This window comes from Bradyrhizobium sp. SZCCHNRI2009 (assembly GCF_032485115.1).
Lineage (GTDB): Bacteria > Pseudomonadota > Alphaproteobacteria > Rhizobiales > Xanthobacteraceae > Bradyrhizobium.
Genome location: NZ_JAUEUH010000001.1, coordinates 285,070 through 304,990 on the forward strand (window position 1 = coordinate 285,070; position 19,921 = coordinate 304,990).

Consider the following 19,921-nt stretch of genomic DNA (forward strand, 5'->3'; position numbering starts at 1 on the left):
GTGGAGAGGCAAGCGGCTGGTATGGCGAACTCATCTGCATCGGCAACCGCTACGATCACGGCCGAGCCGGAGCCGATCACGCTCGATCTCTTCAAGACCGCGCTGGTCATCATCGACATGCAGCGCGACTTCATGGAGCCGGGCGGGTTCGGCGAGACGCTGGGCAACGACGTCTCGCAGCTTGCACGCGCCGTCGCGCCGATCGCCAACGTGCTGGCGGCGGCGCGCAAGAGCGGCATGCTGGTGATCCATACGCGCGAGGGGCACGCGCCTGATCTCTCCGACGCGCCGCCGGCCAAGGTCGAGCGCGGCGCGCCGTCGCTTCGCATCGGCGATCCCGGTCCGATGGGGCGCATCCTCATCCGCGGCGAGGCCGGCCACGACATCATTCCCGCGCTCTATCCTGTCGACGGCGAGGTCGTGATCGACAAGCCGGGGAAGGGCGCCTTCTACGCCACCGAACTCGGTGACGTGCTGAAGCATCACGGCGTCGAAAACCTGCTGGTGTGCGGCGTCACCACCGAGGTCTGCGTCAACACCACCGTGCGCGAGGCCAATGACCGGGGCTATCGCTGCGTCGTCATCTCCGACGGCTGCGCGTCCTACTTCCCGGAATTCCACGAGATGGGCCTGAAGATGATCAAGGCCCAGGGCGGCATCTTCGGCTGGGTCGCTGACTCCGCCGCGGTTCTGAAGGCCATGAACTGAGAGATGAACCGAGAGACGAGTCGAGACGAATGAGTTCGGTCATGTAGTCGCTGCAAGCAACAGGGGAGCAAGGCGATGAGCGGAAGCGGGACGGCAAGCTCGGTAAGAGCGGATTTCAAGCCGGTGCTCTGGACACCCGGAGACTGGAACGCGTTCTTCGGTTTCGGCACCAACATCCTCGTCAACATGCTCGTCCTCACCGGACTGTTGCGCTTCGTGCTGAAGATGCCGGACAGCCTGGTGTTCGGCCGCATCCTGCCGGCGCTCGGCCTCATGATGTGCCTGTCGACCCTGTACTACGCCTTCCTTGCCTATCGCCTGGCGCAGAAGACCGGACGCAGCGACGTCTGCGCGCTGCCCTCGGGCGTCAGTGTCCCGCACATGTTCATCGTGACCTTCGTGATCATGCTGCCGATCACGCTCAAGACCGGCGATCCGCTGAAGGGCTGGTCGGCCGGCCTCGTCTGGGTGTTCTTCCAGAGCTTCATCCTGATGATCGGCGGCTTCGTCGCGCCCTATATCCGCAAGATCACGCCGCGCGCGGCGCTGCTCGGCACGCTGGCCGGCGTCTCGGTCACCTTCATCTCGATGCGGCCGGCGCTCGAGATGTACATGACGCCGCAGATCGGCCTGGTGTGCTTCGCGATCATTCTGGTGAGCTGGTTCGGCGGGGTGAAATATCCGAAGGGGCTGCCGGCCGGCCTCGTGGCGATCGCGGTCGGCATGATCATCGCCTGGGGCTCGAACCTGTTGGGCCTCGGTCTCGGCGGGCTCAGCGTCAAGGGCGTCGGGGACGCCTTTGCGAGCTTCGGCTTCTCGGTGCCGCTGCCGGCGTTCGGCACGGTGTTCTCCGGCTTCGAATATCTCGGCGTGATCCTGGTAACCGCGATCCCGTTCGGCATCTACGACCTCGTCGAGGCGATGGACAATGTCGAGAGCGCGGAAGCCGCGGGCGACGAATATCCGACCACGCGGGTGCTGACAGCCGACGGCGTCGTCAGCCTGATCGGCTGCATGATGGGCAACCCCTTCATCAACGCCGTCTATATCGGCCATCCCGGCTGGAAGGCGATGGGCGGCCGCATCGGCTACTCCGCGGCGACCGGGCTAATGGTGATCGTGCTGTCCTGGCTCGGCATCATCTCGGTGCTGCTGGCGCTGGTGCCGGTGGTCGCGATCTCGCCGATCCTGCTGTACATCGGCATGCTGATCGGCGCGCAGGCGTTCCAGACCACGCCGGTCAAGCACGCGCCGGCGATCGTGCTCGCCTTCACGCCGCATCTCGCCGCCTGGGCCAAGCTGCAGATCGACACCATGCTGGCCTCGACGGTGGCCGCGGCGCAGAGCGTCGGCGGCCTCGCAGCCGACAAGGTCGATGCGGTCAAGACCGCTGCGATCGCGGCGCTGCCGCAGCAAGGCGTGCTGTATCACGGGCTCGAAGTGATGGGCGGGGGCTCGATCCTCGCCGGCCTCGTGCTCGGCGCGATCGGCGTGTTCGTGATCGAGCGCGACTTCACCAAGGCGGCGGCCTTCGCGCTTGCCGGTGCCGTCATGACCTATTTCGGCTTCATGCATGGCGAGGCCGTCGGCATCGGTGGCGGCTTCGGCGTCACGCCGGCGGTGGCGCTGGCCTATTTCGTGGTCGCAGGCGGATTGTTTGCACTGGGGCGGCTCGGCATGTCCGAGAGCTACCTGGCGCATGCCGACATGCATGCGGCGCCGGCAGAATAGGTATCTTTTCAACGAGAACGACAACCGGCGGCATGGCCGCCGGTGATGATTTTCACGCGCCCGGCTGATCGAGATAATAGCGCAGCAGCGCCTGGCCCGGCTCGGACAGCCATTCGGCCGCCCCGGTGACATAGCCTTCGATCAATCCCGTCGTGCCGATCAGATAGGTGATCGGCATCGCCGGCGTCGCGAAGATCGAGGCATCGGCATTGGCCGGATTGGTCGCTTGCGCATGCGGATCGGCGTAGGAGGCGCGGGGCATCGCGATCGCCTCGGCATAGCGGCGGATGCTTTTGATGTCGCGCCGGTCGGTGCAGATGGTCCAGACGTCGAGCGCCGGAATCCGCATCCGCTCCAGCCCGGCCAAAGTCGGCAGGTCGACCTTGCACGCCGCGCACCAGCTCGCCCAGAGATTGACCAGCGTGACATGGCCGGGCTTGGGCGCGAGCGTCACGTCCTTGCCGCCCATGTCCTGCAGCTTCAACGGCGGCAGCGCCCGGCGCGGCCGCTCGACGATGAACTGGGTGCGGCCGCTGCGGAACACCGGCGGGCTCGGGTCCTGTGCGCCGGCGCAAGCAGGCCTGCTTGTCAGCAGCAGCAGGCTGGCCGCCGCCAGCAGCAGATCGCGCCGTGCGGGCGCGCTCAAAACCTCAGCCATGGACGTAGGCCCAGCCTTTGCGCTGCAGCTCGACGACGCGGCCGATGCCGAACGGCACCAGCCTGGCGCCGTCGATCAGCTGGATCGTGAGGTTCTCCTTGCTCTCCGCGATCGACTTCGACGAGGCGCACATGCTGAAGCCGATATGCGGATACATCTGCCGCAGCGCCGCGAGCGGCTCCTTGAGCGGTGATTTGTCGGCGCGAAATACGTCGATGCCGGTGCCGTTGGCGACGACCTCGATCGCGGGGGTCTGTCCGAGACTGCCGAAATGCCGCGTCAGATTGCCGGAATAGCTGATGGCGTGACCCATCACATGGGGGTCGTTGCGGTCGATCAGCACGACAATGCCGGCGCGATGCTGGGCGACGGCCGGGACGGCGGGGGCTGGGGCGCCGAGGGCTGTCGCGCCAGCGAGAAAGCCGCGGCGCGACACGTCAGGGATCGGTTCGCTCATCATGGCTTCCTTCAAAGCACGCGATGCGCCGGCGCTGGATGGCCAGCGCCGGCGATGCTCGGATCAGCCGCGCGGCGCGATCGGCGCCTTGCCGTTGCGGCCCCACAGCACGAACAGCGACAGCGCCAGCAGCAGGATGTTCAGGGGCGTGACCGCCGCTTCGCCGCGGGAGATGTGGAAGGCGAACGCGAACACCTGCAGCGTGGCACAGCCGATTGCGGCCAGCACGGTCAGGCGCGGCATGATGCGGGTCAGCGACGGCAACAGGATGCCGAGCCCGCCAGCCAGATCGATCAGGCCGATGGTGCGGACGAAGGCCACCGAATATTCGCCGGTCCACGGCATCATCTGGGCGAGTTCCTTGATCGGGGTGAAGACCTTGGTGACGCCGGCGAAGCAGAACAGGGCGAAGAGCAGGGTCTGGGCGACCCACAGGCCGATGCGCAGCGCCAGCGGGGGCTGGAGTGGGCTGAGATCGGTGGTCGATGCGGTGCTGGACATGGTCGGAGCTCCAAATGAAAACGTGCCCGACATTGATAATTTCTTCTGGTTTGATCATTATGCTTTTCGTTAAGTCATCATTTTCTATTGGTTGATGATAAGTGGATACGTTGGTCAGTATTCGGGTGTTCTGCCAGGTCGCGGAGCTCAAGAGCTTCGCGGCCGCCGCCGATCGCCTGGGGCTTTCGCCGGCGATGGCCTCCAAGCATGTCATGCAGCTGGAGCAGCGGCTCTCGACCCGGCTGCTCAACCGCACCAGCCGGCGTGTCGGCCTGACCGAGGCCGGCCAAGTCTATTTCGACCAGGTGCGGCCGATGCTGGAGTCTCTCGACGAGGTCGAGGCCGTCGTCAGCAAGGCGACCGTGATCCCGCGCGGCACCCTAAAGGTCAGCGCGCCGGTATGGTTCGCCAATCCGCTGTTTGCCGGCACGCTCGCAGCGTACCGCGCGCGCTATCCGGACGTGGTGATCGATCTCAGCGGACGCCTGGTCAATCTCGTCGACGAGGGGTTTGATCTGGCGCTGCGCGTCTCGGCCACGCCCGGCGATGGGCTGATCGCGCGGCCGCTGTCGCCGGTGCTGATGCAGCTCGTCGCCGCGCCGAGCTATCTCGCCGCCGCCGGGCGGCCGAAGGCGGTGGCCGATCTCAATGGCCATGCAATGCTGAAATACGCGTTGTACCCGCTGCGGGCCATGATCCTGCCGACCGGAGAGGGCGAGGTGACGGTCAACTTCAACGAGGTGCTGATCAGCGGCAACGAGACGCTCCTGCATCACGCCGCTGTCGCCGGCATGGGCATGGCGGTGCTGCCGCGCTGGCTGATGGCCGACGACCTCGCCAGCGGCCGGCTCGAGACGGTGCTGCCGGAGATGCTGACGATCAAAGCGCCGCTGATGGCGGTCTATCCCAGCCGAAAATATCTCTCCGCCAAGGTCCGTACCTTCATCGACTTCATCGCCGCCGATCCCCTGATGAAGCAGGCCTCGGACGGACCTCTCGCCGCGATCGATCCGACGGCGGCAGGGGTGAGAAAGGGACGGAAGGCAGGATCTTGAGCATATTGGGTCGCCGGGGGTCTCCATGCCGTCATGGCCGGCCACGACGCGTAACCCATGGCACGGCTCGTTCGTAAGCGGCGTTCTGCAAGCTCGAACGACTTGCCTGATAGCTCGCGAGACCTTGCCCGCTCACGGCCGCACCGCCGGCGCCTCCACCGGCATCCCTTGCGCCCGGGACATCAGATACAGCTCCAGCGCGATCATGTCGGGGGCGTCGAAATCGTAGGCCTGGGCGCGCACCCCGGTCATGCAGCCGCGCAGGCGGCGCTGCAGCGAGCCCATGCCTTGCCATTCCAGCCGGTAGATCGGATAGCCCGTCGGCTGTCCCTGCGTGATCGCGGAGCCGGCGAGATGCTTGCTCCAATTGTCATCGTGACAATTGGTGCAGGCGAGATTGAGCTGGCCCTGCCGCTGAAAAAACAGCTCGCGACCGCGCGCGATGAAGGGCTTGAGCCGCGGATCGTCGCCAGCGGTGATCGGCATCCCGCGCGATTGCTTCGCGATCAGCGCCGTCAGTGCCAGCAGCTCGCGGCTCTCTGCTGCGAACGGCGCTGCCTCCTGATGCTGTTTGCGGCAGAGATTGACGCGCTGGCCGAGATCGACCGGCGCACCGCTGGTGGCATTGAAGGCGGGATAGCGCGCGGCGACGCCCTTCATGCTGACATCGACCGGGCCATGACAATCGCCGCACGCCTTGTTGGCCGTGCCTGCCTTCGTCGTCCACAGCGCCTCACCGTCGAGCACCGACAGCATCGCCGGATTGGCGGTGTCGTCGTCCTGCATCGCCCTGGTGTCCGACGACATGAAGTCATAGCCGGAGCGGCGCTCGGACTCTGCGATCTCGCCGGCAAGCACGGGCAAGGTCACGACGATTGCCGTGACGACAGTGAGAAACGCAGACCGCATCATTCGATCGTGATCGCGGCGGCGGTGGTGGCGACGAACCCGTTGTCGCCGATCCATTCGAACTCGAAGCGGCCGCTCTCGGTAGCCGTGGTGAAGAACGACAGGAACGGATTGGCGGCGATGGCCGGATAGAGGTCGGCGCGAAAGATCTCGGTGCCGTTGAAGCGGCAGGTGAAGCTGGTGATGATGTCGCGCGGGATGGCTTCGCCTGCGGCCGTATGGCGATAGCCCGGCTCCATGACGTGGCTCATCAGTGTCTTGATCTCGATGACGGCGCCGCGCTTGGCCTTGGCGGGAACGTTGACGAGGGCGGCAGGCATCACGGCATCTCCTCGGTGCAGGCGGCCAAGGTCACGATGACGTCGACGCTCGCCGACCAGAACGAGCCGTCGGAGAGCTTTGCGATCGCCACGACCTTCTGGGTGTCGGCGAGCCGGATGCGCGTCGTGACCTGGGCGCGGCCGGCGCTGGCTGTCAGGTGAAAGCTGGCGACGTTGGGCTGCGGGTTCTTCTCGTTGAAGACGTGGATGCTCTTGACGAAATCGTCAGGCGTCATCGGGTGATCGACGCTGACGGTCATCGGCACGGTGTTGCCGTTCTCGACCAGCGGCGGGATGTCGAGTCGGATCTTGCCGGCGTTCACCTTTGCCTCGCCGACGAGGTTGCGGATCGCGGACGCCAGCATCGCCGGGGTCGCCTGCGCAGGCCGGACCGTGATCAGCGGCAGTGCGCCCGCGGCGGTCAGCGTTCCCGCCAGTTGCAGCAGGTGGCGGCGGGACATGTGGGACGGTTCGAACATGCCGGTCATATGGGCTCACTCGCGCAAGGTCGCGAGATAGGCGACGATGTCTTCGATCTGCTCTGCCGACAGGATCGGCTTGCCGCGCCAGGCGGAACCGACGCGCGTCAGCCCGTCAATGCGATAATAGGACGGCATGATCGTTTCCGGATTGAGCCTGGAGGCATCGACCAGCCGCAAGCGGAGCTGCGGGATCGTCGAACGGCTGCCGGCCCCGGCAAGGCTGGGTGCGAGATCGCCCTGGAAGTGCGCTTCCGGAAACGGGCCGGAGTGACAGAGGATGCAGGTCGAGCTGCGCGCGACGACGAGTGCGCGGCCGCGGGTGGCGTCGCCGGGCCGTCCGGTGAGGGACGAGGCGATGCCGTCGCCGGTGATCGTAGCGGGCGCGAGTGTCTGCGCCGCGACAGCGGCGGGCAGGGCGGCCACGAGCGCGGCGATGACAAGGCTAGCCGAAGGCATCGTGGGTCAGCGCCTTGAACCAGGCCGTCGCCGCGGCGGCCTCACGCGCGCGCGTCTCGCGCGATGCGTCGACCGGGCTGGCCCGTCCGCCCTCGATCTCGGCGAAGATGTCTCCCTTGGGCTGGTAGATGCCGGCGAGCGAGAACGCGTCGTCCGGCGCGACGATGCTGTAACAGATGCCGGTCAGCGTCGGCGGCTCCGACCGCCGTCCCGTCAGATCGCGCACGATCACGGCCGCGCACGCCTTGCCCTGCGCCTGGGCGGCGCCGGCCGATTTCGGGATGCCGCCGCCGAGACAGGCGTCGCCGATGACATGGACGTCGGGGACGAGCTTCGAGGCGAAGGTCGCGGCATCGATCGGGCACCAGCCGGTGCGGTCGGCCGCGCCGGCGAGGGCGGCAATGCGGCCGGCCTTCTGCGGCGGGATGATGTTGGTCACATCGGGATTGTAATTGCCGAACTCGGTGACGACGGTACGCGTGGCGATCTCGACGCCGGTGACGCGGCCGCCCTGCGACAGCGGAATGCGCTCGATCATGCCGGGGTAGAGCTGCTGCCACGCCTGCTCGAACAGCTTCTGCTGCGAGAAGCTGTCCTTGGCATCGAGGATCAGCACCTTCGACTTCGGCTTGTGCGCCTTGAGATAATGCGCGATCAGGCTGGCGCGTTCGTAAGGCGCGGGCGGACAGCGCGACGGATTGGCCGGGACGGCGATCGCGACGGTGCCGCCATCCGGCATCGCCTCGATCTGCGTCCGCAGCAGCAGCGTCTGCTCGCCGGCCTTGTAGGCGTGCGGCATGACCGCGGAGGCGGCCTCGTCGTAGCCTTGCAGGGCCGTGAAATCGAGGTCGATGCCGGGCGCCAGCACGAGGCGGTCATAGGCCAGCGCGCTGCCGTCGGCGAACGTGACCTTGTGGGCGGGCGCATCGACCGCCGTGGCCGCCCGCAGCACAATGCTCACGCCTTCGGCTGCGATCTTGTCATAGCCGAACTGCTGGGCACTGATATCGCGCAGGCTAGCGATGACCTCGTTGCTGAGCGGACACGCCGTGAAGGTCGTGTTGGCCTCGACCAGGGTGACGTCGAGCTTGCCATCGGCTTGGCGCAGCGCGCGGGCGCAACTGGCGCCGCCGAAGCCGCCGCCGATCACGACGACGCGCGCCATCGCTTGTGCGCGCAGCACGGCAGGGGCGGCGATCATGGCAACTGACGCCGCGATCAGGCCGCCGACCTCTCTGCGCGTGCGCTGCCGGGACATCGTCATCATCATTGCAATAGCACGGCGGCGGCCATTGGTCCCAACGGCCGCCGCCACGCGGGTCATGCGAAGGTGATGTTCTGGTCGCGCAGTGGCAACGAGCGGATGCGCTTCCCGGTGGCGGCAAAATACGCATTCAGCACGGCGGGTGCGGCGACGCCGATGGTCGGCTCGCCGACGCCGCCCCAGAAGCCGCCGCTCGGGATCATGATCGCTTCCACCTTCGGCATCTCGGCGATGCGCATCGAGTTGTAGCTGTCGAAGTTGGTCTCGACGATCCGTCCGTCCTTCACGGTGCAGCCGCCGTAGAACAGCGCCGAGAGGCCGTAGACGAACGAGCCGGCGATCTGCCGCTCCACCTGCGCCGGGTTGACGACGTAGCCGGGATCGGTCGAGGCGACGATGCGGTGGATCTTGATCTTTCTGCCGTCGATCACCGAGATCTCGGCAGCACCCGCGACGTAGCTGCCATAGCCGTGCAGTTGAGCGAGGCCACGGGACACGCCGTCCGGCGCCGGCGTGCCCCAGCCGATCTTCTCCGCGACAGCGTTGAGCACCGCGAGATGCTTGGGATGATCGGCCATCAGCTTGCGGCGGAAGTCCAGCGGATCCTGGCCGGCCGCATCGGCGAGCTCGTCCATGAAGCATTCGAGATAGATCGCGTTCTGGTTCACGTTGACGCCGCGCCAGAAGCCCGGATTGATGTGCGGGTTGCGCATCGCGTGTTCGATCAGCAAATTCGGCACGGAGTAGCCGATCGTGGCTTCGCCCGATGGTGCGAGCCCCTGGAAGGTCGCGGGGTCCTTGCCGTTGACCAGCGCGTCGGGCCGCAGGCTGAACAGGATCGACTGGCCGGAGATGCGCATGTGCAGTGCCGTCAGATTGTTGTCGGCGTCGAAGCCGCCGGTCAGCTTGCACTGCGTGATCGGGTGATAGCGGCCATGGGTCATGTCCTCCTCGCGCGACCACAACAGCTTGATCGGCGTGCCCGGCATCTCCTTGGCGATCTTCACCGCCTGGCGGACATAGTCGGTCTGGCCGCGCCGGCCGAAGCCGCCGCCGAGGATCAGCTTGTGCACCTCGCATTTGTCGGCGGGCAGCCCTGAGGCTTCCAGAACCGCGGCGAACGCCGCCTCGCCGTTCTGCGTGCCGCACCACACCTCGCATCGCTCGGGCGTGTAGAGCGCCGTGGCGTTCATCGGCTCCATCGTGGCGTGGTTCTGATAGGGATAGTTGTAGACGGCCTCGACCTTCCTGACGGCGCTCGCCAGCGCCGCCTTGGCGTCGCCGTTCTCGTTGCCGACAAAGGCGGGGCCGGACTCCAATCCTTCCGCGAGCCATTTGGCGATCGAGGCCGAGGAGACCTTGGCGTTCTCGCCTTCGTCCCACACGATCGGCAGCGCATCGAGCGCCGTCTTCGCGTGCCACCAGGTGTCGGCGACCACGGCCACGGCGGTGCCATCGATCGCGACCACCTTCTTGACGCCCTTCATGCCGGCGATCTTGGCCTCGTCATAGCTCTTCAGCTTGCCGCCGGTGACCGGACAGTCCTTGATCGCGGCGTTGAGCATGTTCGGCAGCTTCATGTCGGCGCCGTAGATCATCGCGCCGGTGACCTTGTCGGCGGTGTCGAGCCGTCTCACGCCCTTGCCGATCAGGGTCCAGTCCTTCGGATCCTTCAGCTTGACGTCGGCAGGCGGCGTCAGCTTCGCGGCGGCTTCCGCCACCTTGCCGTAGGTCGTCGTGCGGCCCGACGCCTTGTGGGTGATGACGCTGTTGGCGGCGGTGCATTCGGCCGCCGGAACCTTCCATTCGTCGGCGGCCGCCTGGATCAGCATCATGCGCGCGGCGGCACCGCCCTTGCGGACGTAGTCCTGCGACGAGCGGATGCCGCGGCTGCCGCCGGTGGAGAAATCGCCCCACACGCGCTTGCGGGCGACGTTCTGGCCGGGCGTCGGATATTCGGTCGTGACCTTGCTCCAGTCGCAGGCAAGCTCCTCCGCGACGAGCTGGGCGAGCCCGGTCAGCGAGCCCTGGCCCATTTCCGAGCGGGCGATGCGGATCACCACGGTGTCGTCGGGCCGGACGACGACCCATGCATTGACCTCGGGTGAGCCATCGGCTGCGCGCACCACCTGCGGGCCGCCGAAGGGGATATCGAGGCCGAGGGCGAGGCCGCCGCCGAGTGCGGCGGTGCCGATGACGAAGGACCGGCGGTCGAGGCGCGGCGTCACATGCTGGTTCATGCCGTCCTCCTCAGGCGTTGGCCGCGGCGTGGATCGCCTCGCGCACCTGCGCGAAGGTTCCACAGCGGCAGATGTTGGTGATGGCGTCGTTGATGTCCTGATCGCTCGGCTTCGGATTGTCCTTGAGCAGTGCCGCGACGGCCATGATCATGCCGCTCTGGCAGTAGCCGCATTGCGGAACGTCGTTCTCCACCCAGGCCTGCTGCACCTTGTGCAGCCCGTTGTCGCTCGCGAGCCCCTCGATGGTGGTGATCTGCTTGCCCTGGGCCTCGGAGACGGTGACGCCACAGGAGCGCACGGCCGCGCCGTCGAGATGCACGGTGCAGGCGCCGCATTGTGCAATGCCGCAGCCATATTTGGTGCCGGTCAGTCCGGCATTCTCGCGGATCGCCCACAGCAGCGGCGTGTCGGGCTCGACGTCCAGAGTATAGGATTGTCCGTTGATCGTGAGGTTTGCCATCGCAGATCCCTTTCGTTCAACTCGCCAGTTGAACAGAGGGCGGCAATGTGGCGCGAACGTTTGCATCCTTCAAATCAAGAATATGCGTTTGCCGCGCGGGAAGATTTGTGATGAGCCGGGGTTGTAGTTGCTTCGGCTCATGGGCCGCGCGGCGGAGCTACGGCAAGCCGCAGAAAGCTCATCACGCTGCCCAGCGCGGCGAAACCTGCGCCGAGGGCCAAGGCAAGGGTGGCTCCGTCGTGCCCCGCAAGGCTGAAGCACAAGGCGGCCAGCGCCGCGCCGGTGGTCTGACCGGTCAACCGGGCCGTGGCGACGATGCCGCTGGCGCCGCCGCTGCGATGGGGCGGGGCGCTTGACATGATGGCCTTCATGTTCGGCGCCTGGAAGAAGCCGAACCCGATGCCGCAGATCAGCATGCGCCAGACGATGTTGGCGATGCTCGGGTTCTCGGGCAGCATGGCGAGCAGCGCCATGCCGGATCCGAGCATCACCAGGCCGATGCCGCCGAGCAGGCCGGCGGGAAAACGGTCCGACAGCCGCCCGGCGATCGGGGCCATGATCGTGACCGCGAGCGGCCAGGGTGTCATGAAGAACCCGGTCTCGACCTGCGAACGCTGGAGAATGTCCTCGAAATAGAACGGCAGCGACACGAAGCCGAGGCCCTGCACCGAGAAGGAGCAAACCGCGGTCGCCGCCGACAGCGCGAAAACCCCGCGGCGGAACAGATCGATCGGCAGCATCGGCGCCGGGTGATCGGCCTGGCGGCGGGTCAGGATGACGCCGAGCACGAGCGCGCCGACAAGCTCTGCCACCACCATGGCCGGCGTCGCGCCATGCGCGGCGCTGCCGATGCCGGTGATGAACAGGCCGAGGCAGAGCGCAGCGAGCCCGGCGCCGAGAAAGTCGAAGCCATGCTCGGCGCGCGGCGTGCGCGGCAGCATCTTCATGCCGATCGCGATGGCGATCAGGCCGAAGGGGAGGTTGATCGCAAACAGCCAAGGCCAGGAGCCGAGCGAGAGAATGGCGGACGCAATGGTCGGGCCGAAGGTGAAGGAGATGCCGACCACGAGCGCATTGTGGCCGAGGCCGCAGCCGAGCATTTTTCCAGGATAGACGTAGCGCACCAGCGCGGTGTTGACGCTCATGATGCCGCTGGCGCCGAGGCCCTGCAACGCGCGGGCAACGACCAGGGTCGGCAGCGACCACGCCAGCGCGCAGCCGACCGAGGCCAGCGTGAACAGCAGGAGGCCGCCGAGATAGATGCGCTGATGGCCGACGATCTCGCCGAGCGCGCCGAGCGGCAGCAAGGTCGCCACCAGCGCGATCTGGTAGATGTTGACCACCCAGACCACCTCGGCCGGGGAGACGTGGAGATCGGCCGAGATCGACGGCAGCGCGATGTTGGCGATGGCGACGTCGAGCGAGGCCATCGACAGCGCGGTGAAGATCGCCGCGATCGCCCAGGGACGCTGGCCCGGCGGTAGGCCGTCGGCGGTGCCGTCGCCGGCGAGCCTCGAAGCGTGGTGGCGGTTGGACATGGAGACCTTTGGAGACCTTCGGTTCGCGGGGCGCGTCCGGATCAGCATGTACACGGGAGCAGGCGAGCGCCCCAGCCGTCGCGGGCGCATGGCGGTATGCGCCCGGTCGCAAGGAACGGGTTGAAGCCGGCTACACGCCCGGCCTTGCCAGCCGCTCGATCGTCTGGTTGTGCCGCGTCAGGAGCTCGCAGGCGTGGCCGATCTGGCGGGCGCGCAGGGCCTGCAGGATCAGCCGGTGATCCTGGTTGGTGCGCGGACGCCAGCCGGCATTGCGGGCCATCGCCAGCACGAGGCGCGAATTCGCGAGGCGTAGTCCGTCGAGGCTCGCCAGCAGCCGCGGCATCGCGCAGGGCGCGACCAGCGCGCGATGAAAGGCGCGGTTTGCGGTCTCGAACTCCTGGATGGTCTCGGCATTATCGGCCTCGATCAGCGCCAGCTCGATCGCGGCGAGATGCGCCGGCGTATATCGCGGCGCGGCATTGCGCAGCGCGATCACCTCGAGCGCTGTGCGCATCTCGACGATCTCCCTGGTCGACTTCGCATCCAGCGGCGCCACCCGCACGCCGCGTCGCGGCGCCGCGACCACCAGATAGAGCGCCTCGAGCTGCCGAAATGCCTCGCGCACCGGCACGTGGCTGGAGTTGAACTCGCGCGCGACGTGGTCCTGCCGCAACGGCGCGTCGGGCGGCAGCGCACCGCTGACGATGCGATCGGTGATCGCTTCGGCGATCCGCTGAGCGGTGGTGAGATTCTCGTCCGGCATAGTCATAGATTATCTATCGAAAAAACCGATGCAGCGGAAGCTCTCGTCCGATACGGTGCTCGAATACAGAGAAATCATAGATAATGTCTATGATAATCTATAATTTGGCGTGGAGCGAGCATGGCGGATCAAAGCGGCGCGGGCCCTGATCGAATGGCGGTTGGCAATGCCATCCGTCATGACTGGACCAGAGACGAGGCCGAGGCGCTCTATCGCCTGTCATTTCCGGACCTGATGTTCCTGGCGCAGTCGGCGCATCGCCGGCAGTTCGATCCCACCCGCGTCGAGACGGCGAGCCTGCTCAGCATCAAGACCGGCGGCTGCCCGGAGGATTGCGGCTACTGCTCGCAGAGCGCGCATTACGACACCGGGCTCAAGGCGACCAAGCTGATGGACCGCGACGAGGTGGTCGCCACCGCGCGGCGCGCGAAGGCCGCCGGGGCCGAGCGCTTCTGCATGGCCGCCGCCTGGCGCAGTCCGAAGGACCGCGACCTCGATCAGGTCTGCGACATGGTCAGCGCAGTGAAGGATCTGGGCATGGAGACCTGCGTCACGCTGGGCATGCTGACCCCGCCGCAGGCACAGCGGCTGAGGGAGGCCGGGCTCGACTTCTACAACCACAATGTCGACACCTCGCCCGAATTCTACGACCGCATCATCACCACGCGCACGCTGCAGGACCGCATCGACACGCTCGCGCATGTGCGGCAGGCCGGCATCAAGGTGTGCTGCGGCGGCATCATCGGCATGGGCGAGGAGGTCGATGATCGGCTCGGCATGCTGGTGCTGCTGGCCAATCTCGCTGAGCATCCCGACAGCGTGCCGATCAACATGTGGAACGAGGTCAAGGGCGTGCCGGTCAACGCTACGGCCGCGCGGCCCGATCCGATTGCGCTCGTGCGATTGATCGCGGTGTCCAGGATCATGATGCCGGCCAGCGTGGTGCGGCTGTCCGCGGGCCGGCAATATATGAGCGACGAGCTGCAGACCCTGTGCCTGCTCGCTGGCGCCAATTCCATCTTCATCGGCGACGTGCTGCTGACCACGGCCAATCCGCAACGCGACCGCGACGCCGATCTGCTCGCGCGGCTCGGCATGACATCGTCGCTGTCGGCGCGCCCGGGCGCGCCGATCGCCGCCGGCGAGGGCGCGGAGGCTTCGTCCCCGGCCTGATTCAACCCTCAGCGCGATCTCGGCGCGACGGCGCCCACGGAACTGCCTTGTCGTGCCGGTCCACGTCCGCGGCTGACCGAAAGAGAGCGGAGCCATGCCCATGCCGCCCGACAGATTGGCGATCTATTCCGACGGTCTGCAGAGACTCGCGGCCGATGACCGGTTGCGGCGCCTCAGTCCACGGGCCGGTCTCGATTTCTCCTCCAACGACTATCTCGGTCTCGCACAGGCTCCGCGGATGAAGCGCGCGGTCGCCGCGGCCATGGAGGCCGGCACGCCGGTCGGCGCCGGCGGCTCGCGCCTGCTGCGTGGCAATTGCGAGGAGCACGAACGGCTCGAGGCGGACGCGGCGCGCTTCTTCGGTGCCGAGAGCGCGCTGTTCTTCGGCTCCGGCTACATGGCGAACTTCGCCGTGCTCACCACGCTGCCGCAGCGCGACGACCTGCTGGTGCTCGATGCGCTGGTTCATGCCAGCACCCATGAAGGCGCGCGCGCCGGCCGTGCCGAGACGTGCCAGTTCATCCACAACAACGCCCAGTCGGCCGAGGACGCGATCCTGATCTGGCGCAGGGGCGGCGGGGTGGGCCGGCCCTGGATCGTCGTCGAAAGCCTCTACAGCATGGATGGCGATCTCGCGCCGCTGGCGGATTTGATCGCGATCGCCGAGCGCCACGATGCCTTTCTGCTGATCGACGAGGCCCATGCGACCGGGGTCCACGGCGCGCAGGGCCGCGGTCTGGCCGCAGCCTACGAGGGACGCGAGAGCGTCGTGACCGTTCACACCTGCGGCAAGGCATTGGGCGCAGCCGGTGCGCTGGTCACCGCAAGCCGCGTGCTGCGCGACACGCTGATCAATCGCTGCCGACCCTTCGTCTTCAGCACGGCGCCGTCGCCGCTGATGGCGGTGGCGGTGATGGAGGCGCTTGCGATCCTGCGGGAAGAGCCGGAGCGGCAGCGGAGGCTGGAGCAGCTCGTTGCCTTCGCCCATGGCGCGATCGCCGCGCGCTTCGGTGAAAGCTGGTCGCCGTCGCAGATCATTCCCTGCGTCGTCGGCGACAATGCGCGCGCGATGAACCTGGCTGCCGCGCTGCAGGCGCGGGGCTTCGACGTCCGCGGCATCCGCCCGCCGACGGTGCCGCCGGGCACGGCGCGGCTCAGGCTGTCGCTGACCTTGAACATCGACGAGCCGGCCATCGCGGCGCTGCTCGACGCGCTCGCCGATGAGATCGGAAGGCCGCGGCCATGACGCTGCGCATCGTGGTCACCGGGACCGACACCGGGATCGGCAAGACGGTGTTCGCCGCCGGCCTCACGGCGCTGCTCGGGGCCTGCTATTGGAAGCCGGTCCAGGCCGGCCTTGCCGAGGAGACGGACTCCTGCTGCGTCCAGCGGCTCGCCGAGCTCGCCGACGACCGCGTGCTGCCCGAAGCCTATCGGCTGGCCGAGCCGGCCTCGCCGGATCGCGCGGCGCGCCTCGCAGGCATCAGCATCGATCCGCTCCGCCTCCGTCCTCCGCAGGTCGTCGGCCGCCCTGTCGTGATCGAGGGAGCCGGCGGCGTCATGGTGCCGCTCGATTCCGGAACGCTCTATCTCGATGTCTTCGCGCGATGGCAGCTCCCGGTCGTGCTCTGCGCGCGCACCAGTCTCGGCACGATCAATCACTCGCTGCTGTCGCTGGCGGCGCTGCGCAGTCGCGGCATCGACGTGTTCGGCATCGCCTTCATCGGCGACGGCCACGACGACAACGAAGATACGATCTGCCGGCTCGGCGAGGTGAGGCGCCTTGGCCGGTTGCCCTGGGTCACGCCGCTGACGGCGCGATCGCTGCAGCACGTGTTCGCCACCCAATTCCAGCGCACGGATTTCGAACCATGATGCGCAAGGCAACCTCGCCGATCTGGCATCCCTTCACGCAGCATGCGCTCCAGCCCGAGATGACGGCGGTCGCGCGCGGCGAGGGCGCCTATCTCTTCACCGCCGACGGCAGGCGGATCATCGACGCGATCGCGTCGTGGTGGGTGGTCACGCACGGCCATTGCCATCCGCATATCGTGCGCGCGATCCAGGACCAGGCCGAGCGGCTGGATCAGGTCATCTTCGCCGGACATAGCCACGAGCCGGCCGAGCAGGTGGCCGCCGGGCTGCTCGCGCTGGTGCCGCCGAGCCTCACGCACGTGTTCTTCTCTGACAGCGGCGCCACCAGCGTGGAGGTCGCGCTGAAGATGGCGCTCGGCTACTTCAAGAACATCGGCGAGCCGCGCTCGCGCATCGCGGTGATGCAGCATTCCTATCACGGCGACACCATCGGCGCGATGTCGGTCGGCGCGCGCGGCGTGTTCAATGCGGCCTATGAGCCGCTGCTGTTCGACGTCGCCGTCGTCCCGTTTCCAGTGCAGGGCCGGGAACAGGCGACTCTGGATGCGCTCGCTACAATTTGCGAGAAGGACCGGCCGGCCGCCTTCATCGTCGAGCCCCTGGTGCTCGGCGCTGGCGGCATGCTGATGTATCCGGCCGAGGTGCTGCGCGAGATGCACCGGATCTGCAAGGCGTTCGGCGTGCTGTTCATCGCCGACGAGGTGATGACCGGCTGGGGCCGCACCGGCACGTTGTTCGCCTGCGAGCAGGCGGACATCGCCCCCGATATCGCCTGCTACGCCAAAGGACTGACTGGAGGCGCGATGCCGCTTGCGGTCACGCTGTGCAGTCCCGCTATCTACGAGGCGCACTATTCGACCGACCGCGCCTGCACGTTCTTTCACTCCAGTTCCTACACCGCCAATCCCATCGCCTGCGCGGCAGCGAGCGCCAATCTCGAGCTGTGGCGGCAGCCGCAGACGCGGGCCCGGGTCGCCGCCGTCGCGGCCGCGCAGGAGCGCTGCCTCGACCGCCTGCGTTACGACGAGCGATTTTCCGACCTGCGGCGCTGCGGTACCATCACCGCGCTCGATCTCCATGCCGACGAGCCGGGCTACCTCGCCGAGGTCGGCCCGAAGCTGCAGGCCTTCTTCCGCGACAGCGACGTCCTGCTGCGTCCGCTTGGCCACACCATCTACGTCATGCCGCCTTACTGCGTCACCGCCGGGGATGTCGAGACGGTCTATGCCGCCATCGACGAGGCCGTCGATCACGTGCTCTGAGGGGCTGTTCTGCGGCCCGCGATTTGCGCTCCGCGATCCCGCGCACTAGCATCGTGCCAACGTCGTTGCGGAGGAAACAGTCATGAGCGCGCCGGTCAGCGGAGATGGCACCAAGGATCCGAAGGAGGCCAGCGCGGCCGTGAGCGCAGCGCAGCAGGCCGTGCTGGAGGCGCTGCCGTTCGGCGACACCGCCGATTTCGATGATGCCGCCCGCGGCTTTCTCGGCACGATCGATCAGGCCAAGGTGACGACGGCGCAGGGGCGCACCGTCTGGAGCCTCGCGCCTTACCACTTCCTTGACGCGGAGCAGGCGCCGCCGACCGTCAATCCCAGCCTGTGGCGGCAGGCGAAGCTCAACATGCATCACGGCCTGTTCGAGGTCGTGCCCGGCGTCTACCAGGTGCGTGGGCTCGACATCGCCAACATGACGCTGATCGAGGGGGACACCGGCGTGATCGTGGTCGACACGCTGACCTCGATCGAGGGCGCGCAGGCCGCATTGGAGCTGTACTACCAGCACCGCGGCGTCAGGCCGGTCACGGCGGTGATGTTCACGCATACCCACACCGATCATTGGGGCGGCGCGCGCGGCGTGGTCGACGACGACGCGATGGCCAGCGGCCGCGTGCCGCTGATCGCGCCGAACCTGTTCATCGAGCATGCGGTCTCCGAGAACATCATCGCCGGCCCTGCGATGCTGCGCCGGGCGCAATATCAGTTCGGGCCGCTGCTCGCGAAGGGGCCGAAGGGCCATGTCGATTGTGGGCTCGGCAAGACCATGGCGGCGGGAGCCGTTGCGCTGCTGCGGCCGACCGACCTGATCATGGCGACCGGGGACACCCGGGTCATCGACGGTCTCACCTTCGAATTCCAGATGGCGCCGAACAGCGAGGCGCCGGCGGAGATGCATTTCTTCGTGCCGCGCTATCGCCTGTTGAACCTCGCCGAGAACTGCACGCACAACTTCCACAACCTGCTGCCGTTTCGCGGCGCCGACGTGCGCGACGCGCTGGCGTGGTCGAAATATCTCAGCGAGGCGCTGCAACTGTGGGGCGGCAAGGCGGAGGTGATGTGCGGCCAGCATCATTGGCCGATATGGGGCGCGAGCCGTGTCGACGGCATGATCCGCGAACAGCGCGATCTCTACAAATTTGCCCACGACCAGACCGTGCGGCTGATGAATCATGGCCTGACCGCAAGTGAGATCGCCGAGCAGATCAGGCTGCCCCGGAGCCTCGAAGGGGCATGGCATGCGCGCGGCTATTACGGCCACATCCGCCACAACGTGAAGGCGATCTACCAGAAATATCTCGGCTGGTATGATGCCAATCCCGTCAATCTCGATCCGCTGCCGCCGGTCGAGGCCGGCCGGAAATACGTCGCCTATATGGGCGGGACAGAGGCGCTGCTGGCGCGGGCGCGCGCGGACTTTGCCAACGGCGAATACCGCTTCGTCGCGCAGGTCGTGGGTCATCTCGTCTTCGCCGAGCCAGACAATGCCGAGGCGCGCGCGCTGCTGGCCGACACGCTGGAGCAGCTCGGCTATGCCGCCGAGAGCGCGACCTGGCGCAATGCCTATCTGTTCGGCGCGCAAGAGCTGCGCCAGGGTATGCCGGAGGTTCCGGCCCGGCCCGGCCTGCCGCGCGAGACGCTGGCGGCGCTGCGCACCGAGCAGCTATGGGACGTGCTCGGGGTCAGGCTGAACGGGCCCAAGGCGGAAGGCAAGCATATCGTGCTGAACTGGACGTTCACCGACACCGGCGAGCGCTTCGTGCTCACCTTGCAGAATTGTGCGCTGACCTATGCGGTCGGCGTGCAGGCGTCGACCGCCGATGCGGGGTTCACGCTGGCGCGTTCGACGCTCGATGCGGTCATTGCCAAGGCCACGAGCTTTCCGGAAGCGGTCGCGGCCGGGAAGATCAGCTTCGCGGGCAATCCGATGCGGCTGGCCGAGCTGATGTCGCTGATGGACGAGTTCCCGCGCATGTTCGAGATCGTCGAGCCGAAGCGGGCTGCCGTCACCTGAGATGAGGCGGAGGCCGGGCTCGCCGAACTTGCCCGGCCTCCTC

The 19,921-nt window shown here is 67.2% G+C and carries 20 protein-coding genes; 8 read left to right on the forward strand and 12 right to left on the reverse strand.

What is annotated here, in order from left to right:
* Positions 1-21: 21 nt before the first annotated feature.
* Together QX041_RS01325 and QX041_RS01330 are read left to right on the forward strand one after the other, a co-directional pair.
* A complete protein-coding gene (locus tag QX041_RS01325) occupies positions 22-708 on the forward strand; it encodes an isochorismatase family cysteine hydrolase (protein ID WP_315715675.1) in 687 nt (228 codons plus the stop codon).
* Between the two features lie 75 nt (positions 709-783).
* Positions 784-2,439 (forward strand): regulator, encoded by a 1,656-nt coding sequence (locus tag QX041_RS01330; RefSeq protein ID WP_315715676.1) that lies wholly within the window; start codon positions 784-786, stop codon positions 2,437-2,439.
* Positions 2,440-2,491: 52 nt separating this feature from the next.
* On the opposite strand, the gene QX041_RS01335 is transcribed toward QX041_RS01330, so the two are convergent.
* The 3 genes from QX041_RS01335 to QX041_RS01345 form a co-directional block, all read right to left on the reverse strand.
* The gene (locus QX041_RS01335) at positions 2,492-2,983 is read right to left on the reverse strand and encodes a TlpA disulfide reductase family protein (protein ID WP_315715811.1); all 492 of its coding nucleotides are present in this window, start codon (positions 2,981-2,983) and stop codon (positions 2,492-2,494) included.
* 106 nt (positions 2,984-3,089) lie between these two features.
* On the reverse strand, positions 3,090-3,554 hold the full coding sequence (locus tag QX041_RS01340) for a hypothetical protein (RefSeq protein ID WP_315715677.1): 465 nt from the start codon (positions 3,552-3,554) through the stop codon (positions 3,090-3,092).
* Positions 3,555-3,617: 63 nt separating this feature from the next.
* Positions 3,618-4,055, reverse strand: coding sequence for a DoxX family protein (locus QX041_RS01345; protein ID WP_315715678.1), 438 nt, complete (start codon positions 4,053-4,055; stop codon positions 3,618-3,620).
* Between the two features lie 101 nt (positions 4,056-4,156).
* Here QX041_RS01345 and QX041_RS01350 point away from each other — a divergent pair, with 101 nt between their 5' ends.
* Positions 4,157-5,110: a LysR family transcriptional regulator gene (locus tag QX041_RS01350; protein ID WP_316164322.1), complete on the forward strand. Its 954-nt coding sequence runs from the start codon at positions 4,157-4,159 to the stop codon at positions 5,108-5,110.
* 132 nt (positions 5,111-5,242) lie between these two features.
* On the opposite strand, the gene soxA is transcribed toward QX041_RS01350, so the two are convergent.
* From soxA to QX041_RS01395, 9 genes are all read right to left on the reverse strand, one after another.
* A complete protein-coding gene (gene soxA, locus QX041_RS01355; protein WP_409977928.1) occupies positions 5,243-6,019 on the reverse strand; it encodes a sulfur oxidation c-type cytochrome SoxA in 777 nt (258 codons plus the stop codon).
* Positions 6,019-6,339, reverse strand: coding sequence for a thiosulfate oxidation carrier complex protein SoxZ (gene soxZ / locus QX041_RS01360; protein WP_315715681.1), 321 nt, complete (start codon positions 6,337-6,339; stop codon positions 6,019-6,021). Before soxZ ends, soxA begins: the two co-directional genes overlap by 1 nt.
* Positions 6,339-6,827: a SoxY-related AACIE arm protein gene (locus tag QX041_RS01365; RefSeq protein WP_315715682.1), complete on the reverse strand. Its 489-nt coding sequence runs from the start codon at positions 6,825-6,827 to the stop codon at positions 6,339-6,341. Before QX041_RS01365 ends, soxZ begins: the two co-directional genes overlap by 1 nt.
* A gap of 6 nt (positions 6,828-6,833) precedes the next feature.
* Positions 6,834-7,277, reverse strand: a complete 444-nt coding sequence (gene soxX, locus QX041_RS01370; protein WP_315715683.1) for a sulfur oxidation c-type cytochrome SoxX — start codon at positions 7,275-7,277, stop codon at positions 6,834-6,836.
* Entirely contained in the window at positions 7,264-8,541 is a 1,278-nt protein-coding gene (locus tag QX041_RS01375) for an NAD(P)/FAD-dependent oxidoreductase (protein WP_315715812.1), read from the reverse strand. The genes soxX and QX041_RS01375 overlap by 14 nt, the downstream gene beginning before the upstream one ends.
* Before the next feature lie 56 nt (positions 8,542-8,597).
* A complete protein-coding gene (locus QX041_RS01380) occupies positions 8,598-10,781 on the reverse strand; it encodes a xanthine dehydrogenase family protein molybdopterin-binding subunit (RefSeq protein ID WP_315715684.1) in 2,184 nt (727 codons plus the stop codon).
* 10 nt (positions 10,782-10,791) lie between these two features.
* On the reverse strand, positions 10,792-11,241 hold the full coding sequence (locus tag QX041_RS01385) for a (2Fe-2S)-binding protein (RefSeq protein WP_315715685.1): 450 nt from the start codon (positions 11,239-11,241) through the stop codon (positions 10,792-10,794).
* A 137-nt stretch (positions 11,242-11,378) separates the two neighbouring features.
* The gene (locus QX041_RS01390) at positions 11,379-12,779 is read right to left on the reverse strand and encodes an MFS transporter (protein ID WP_316164323.1); all 1,401 of its coding nucleotides are present in this window, start codon (positions 12,777-12,779) and stop codon (positions 11,379-11,381) included.
* A 130-nt stretch (positions 12,780-12,909) separates the two neighbouring features.
* The gene (locus tag QX041_RS01395) at positions 12,910-13,542 is read right to left on the reverse strand and encodes a GntR family transcriptional regulator (RefSeq protein ID WP_315715813.1); all 633 of its coding nucleotides are present in this window, start codon (positions 13,540-13,542) and stop codon (positions 12,910-12,912) included.
* 120 nt (positions 13,543-13,662) lie between these two features.
* Between QX041_RS01395 and bioB the strand changes: the two genes are divergently transcribed.
* The 5 genes from bioB to QX041_RS01420 all read left to right on the forward strand — a co-directional run bounded on the left by bioB (position 13,663) and on the right by QX041_RS01420 (position 19,878).
* Positions 13,663-14,715 carry a biotin synthase BioB gene (bioB, locus tag QX041_RS01400; protein ID WP_409977927.1) on the forward strand — a complete coding sequence of 351 codons (1,053 nt, stop codon included), beginning with the start codon at positions 13,663-13,665 and terminating at the stop codon, positions 14,713-14,715.
* A gap of 100 nt (positions 14,716-14,815) precedes the next feature.
* Positions 14,816-15,961, forward strand: a complete 1,146-nt coding sequence (locus tag QX041_RS01405; RefSeq protein ID WP_315715815.1) for an 8-amino-7-oxononanoate synthase — start codon at positions 14,816-14,818, stop codon at positions 15,959-15,961.
* Positions 15,958-16,590, forward strand: a complete 633-nt coding sequence (bioD, locus tag QX041_RS01410; RefSeq protein WP_315715687.1) for a dethiobiotin synthase — start codon at positions 15,958-15,960, stop codon at positions 16,588-16,590. Before QX041_RS01405 ends, bioD begins: the two co-directional genes overlap by 4 nt.
* Complete coding sequence (locus tag QX041_RS01415) at positions 16,587-17,852, forward strand: adenosylmethionine--8-amino-7-oxononanoate transaminase (RefSeq protein ID WP_315715688.1); 1,266 nt, start codon at positions 16,587-16,589, stop codon at positions 17,850-17,852. The genes bioD and QX041_RS01415 overlap by 4 nt, the downstream gene beginning before the upstream one ends.
* 82 nt (positions 17,853-17,934) lie before the next feature.
* Positions 17,935-19,878 carry an alkyl/aryl-sulfatase gene (locus QX041_RS01420; RefSeq protein ID WP_315715690.1) on the forward strand — a complete coding sequence of 648 codons (1,944 nt, stop codon included), beginning with the start codon at positions 17,935-17,937 and terminating at the stop codon, positions 19,876-19,878.
* Positions 19,879-19,921 lie beyond the last annotated feature (43 nt).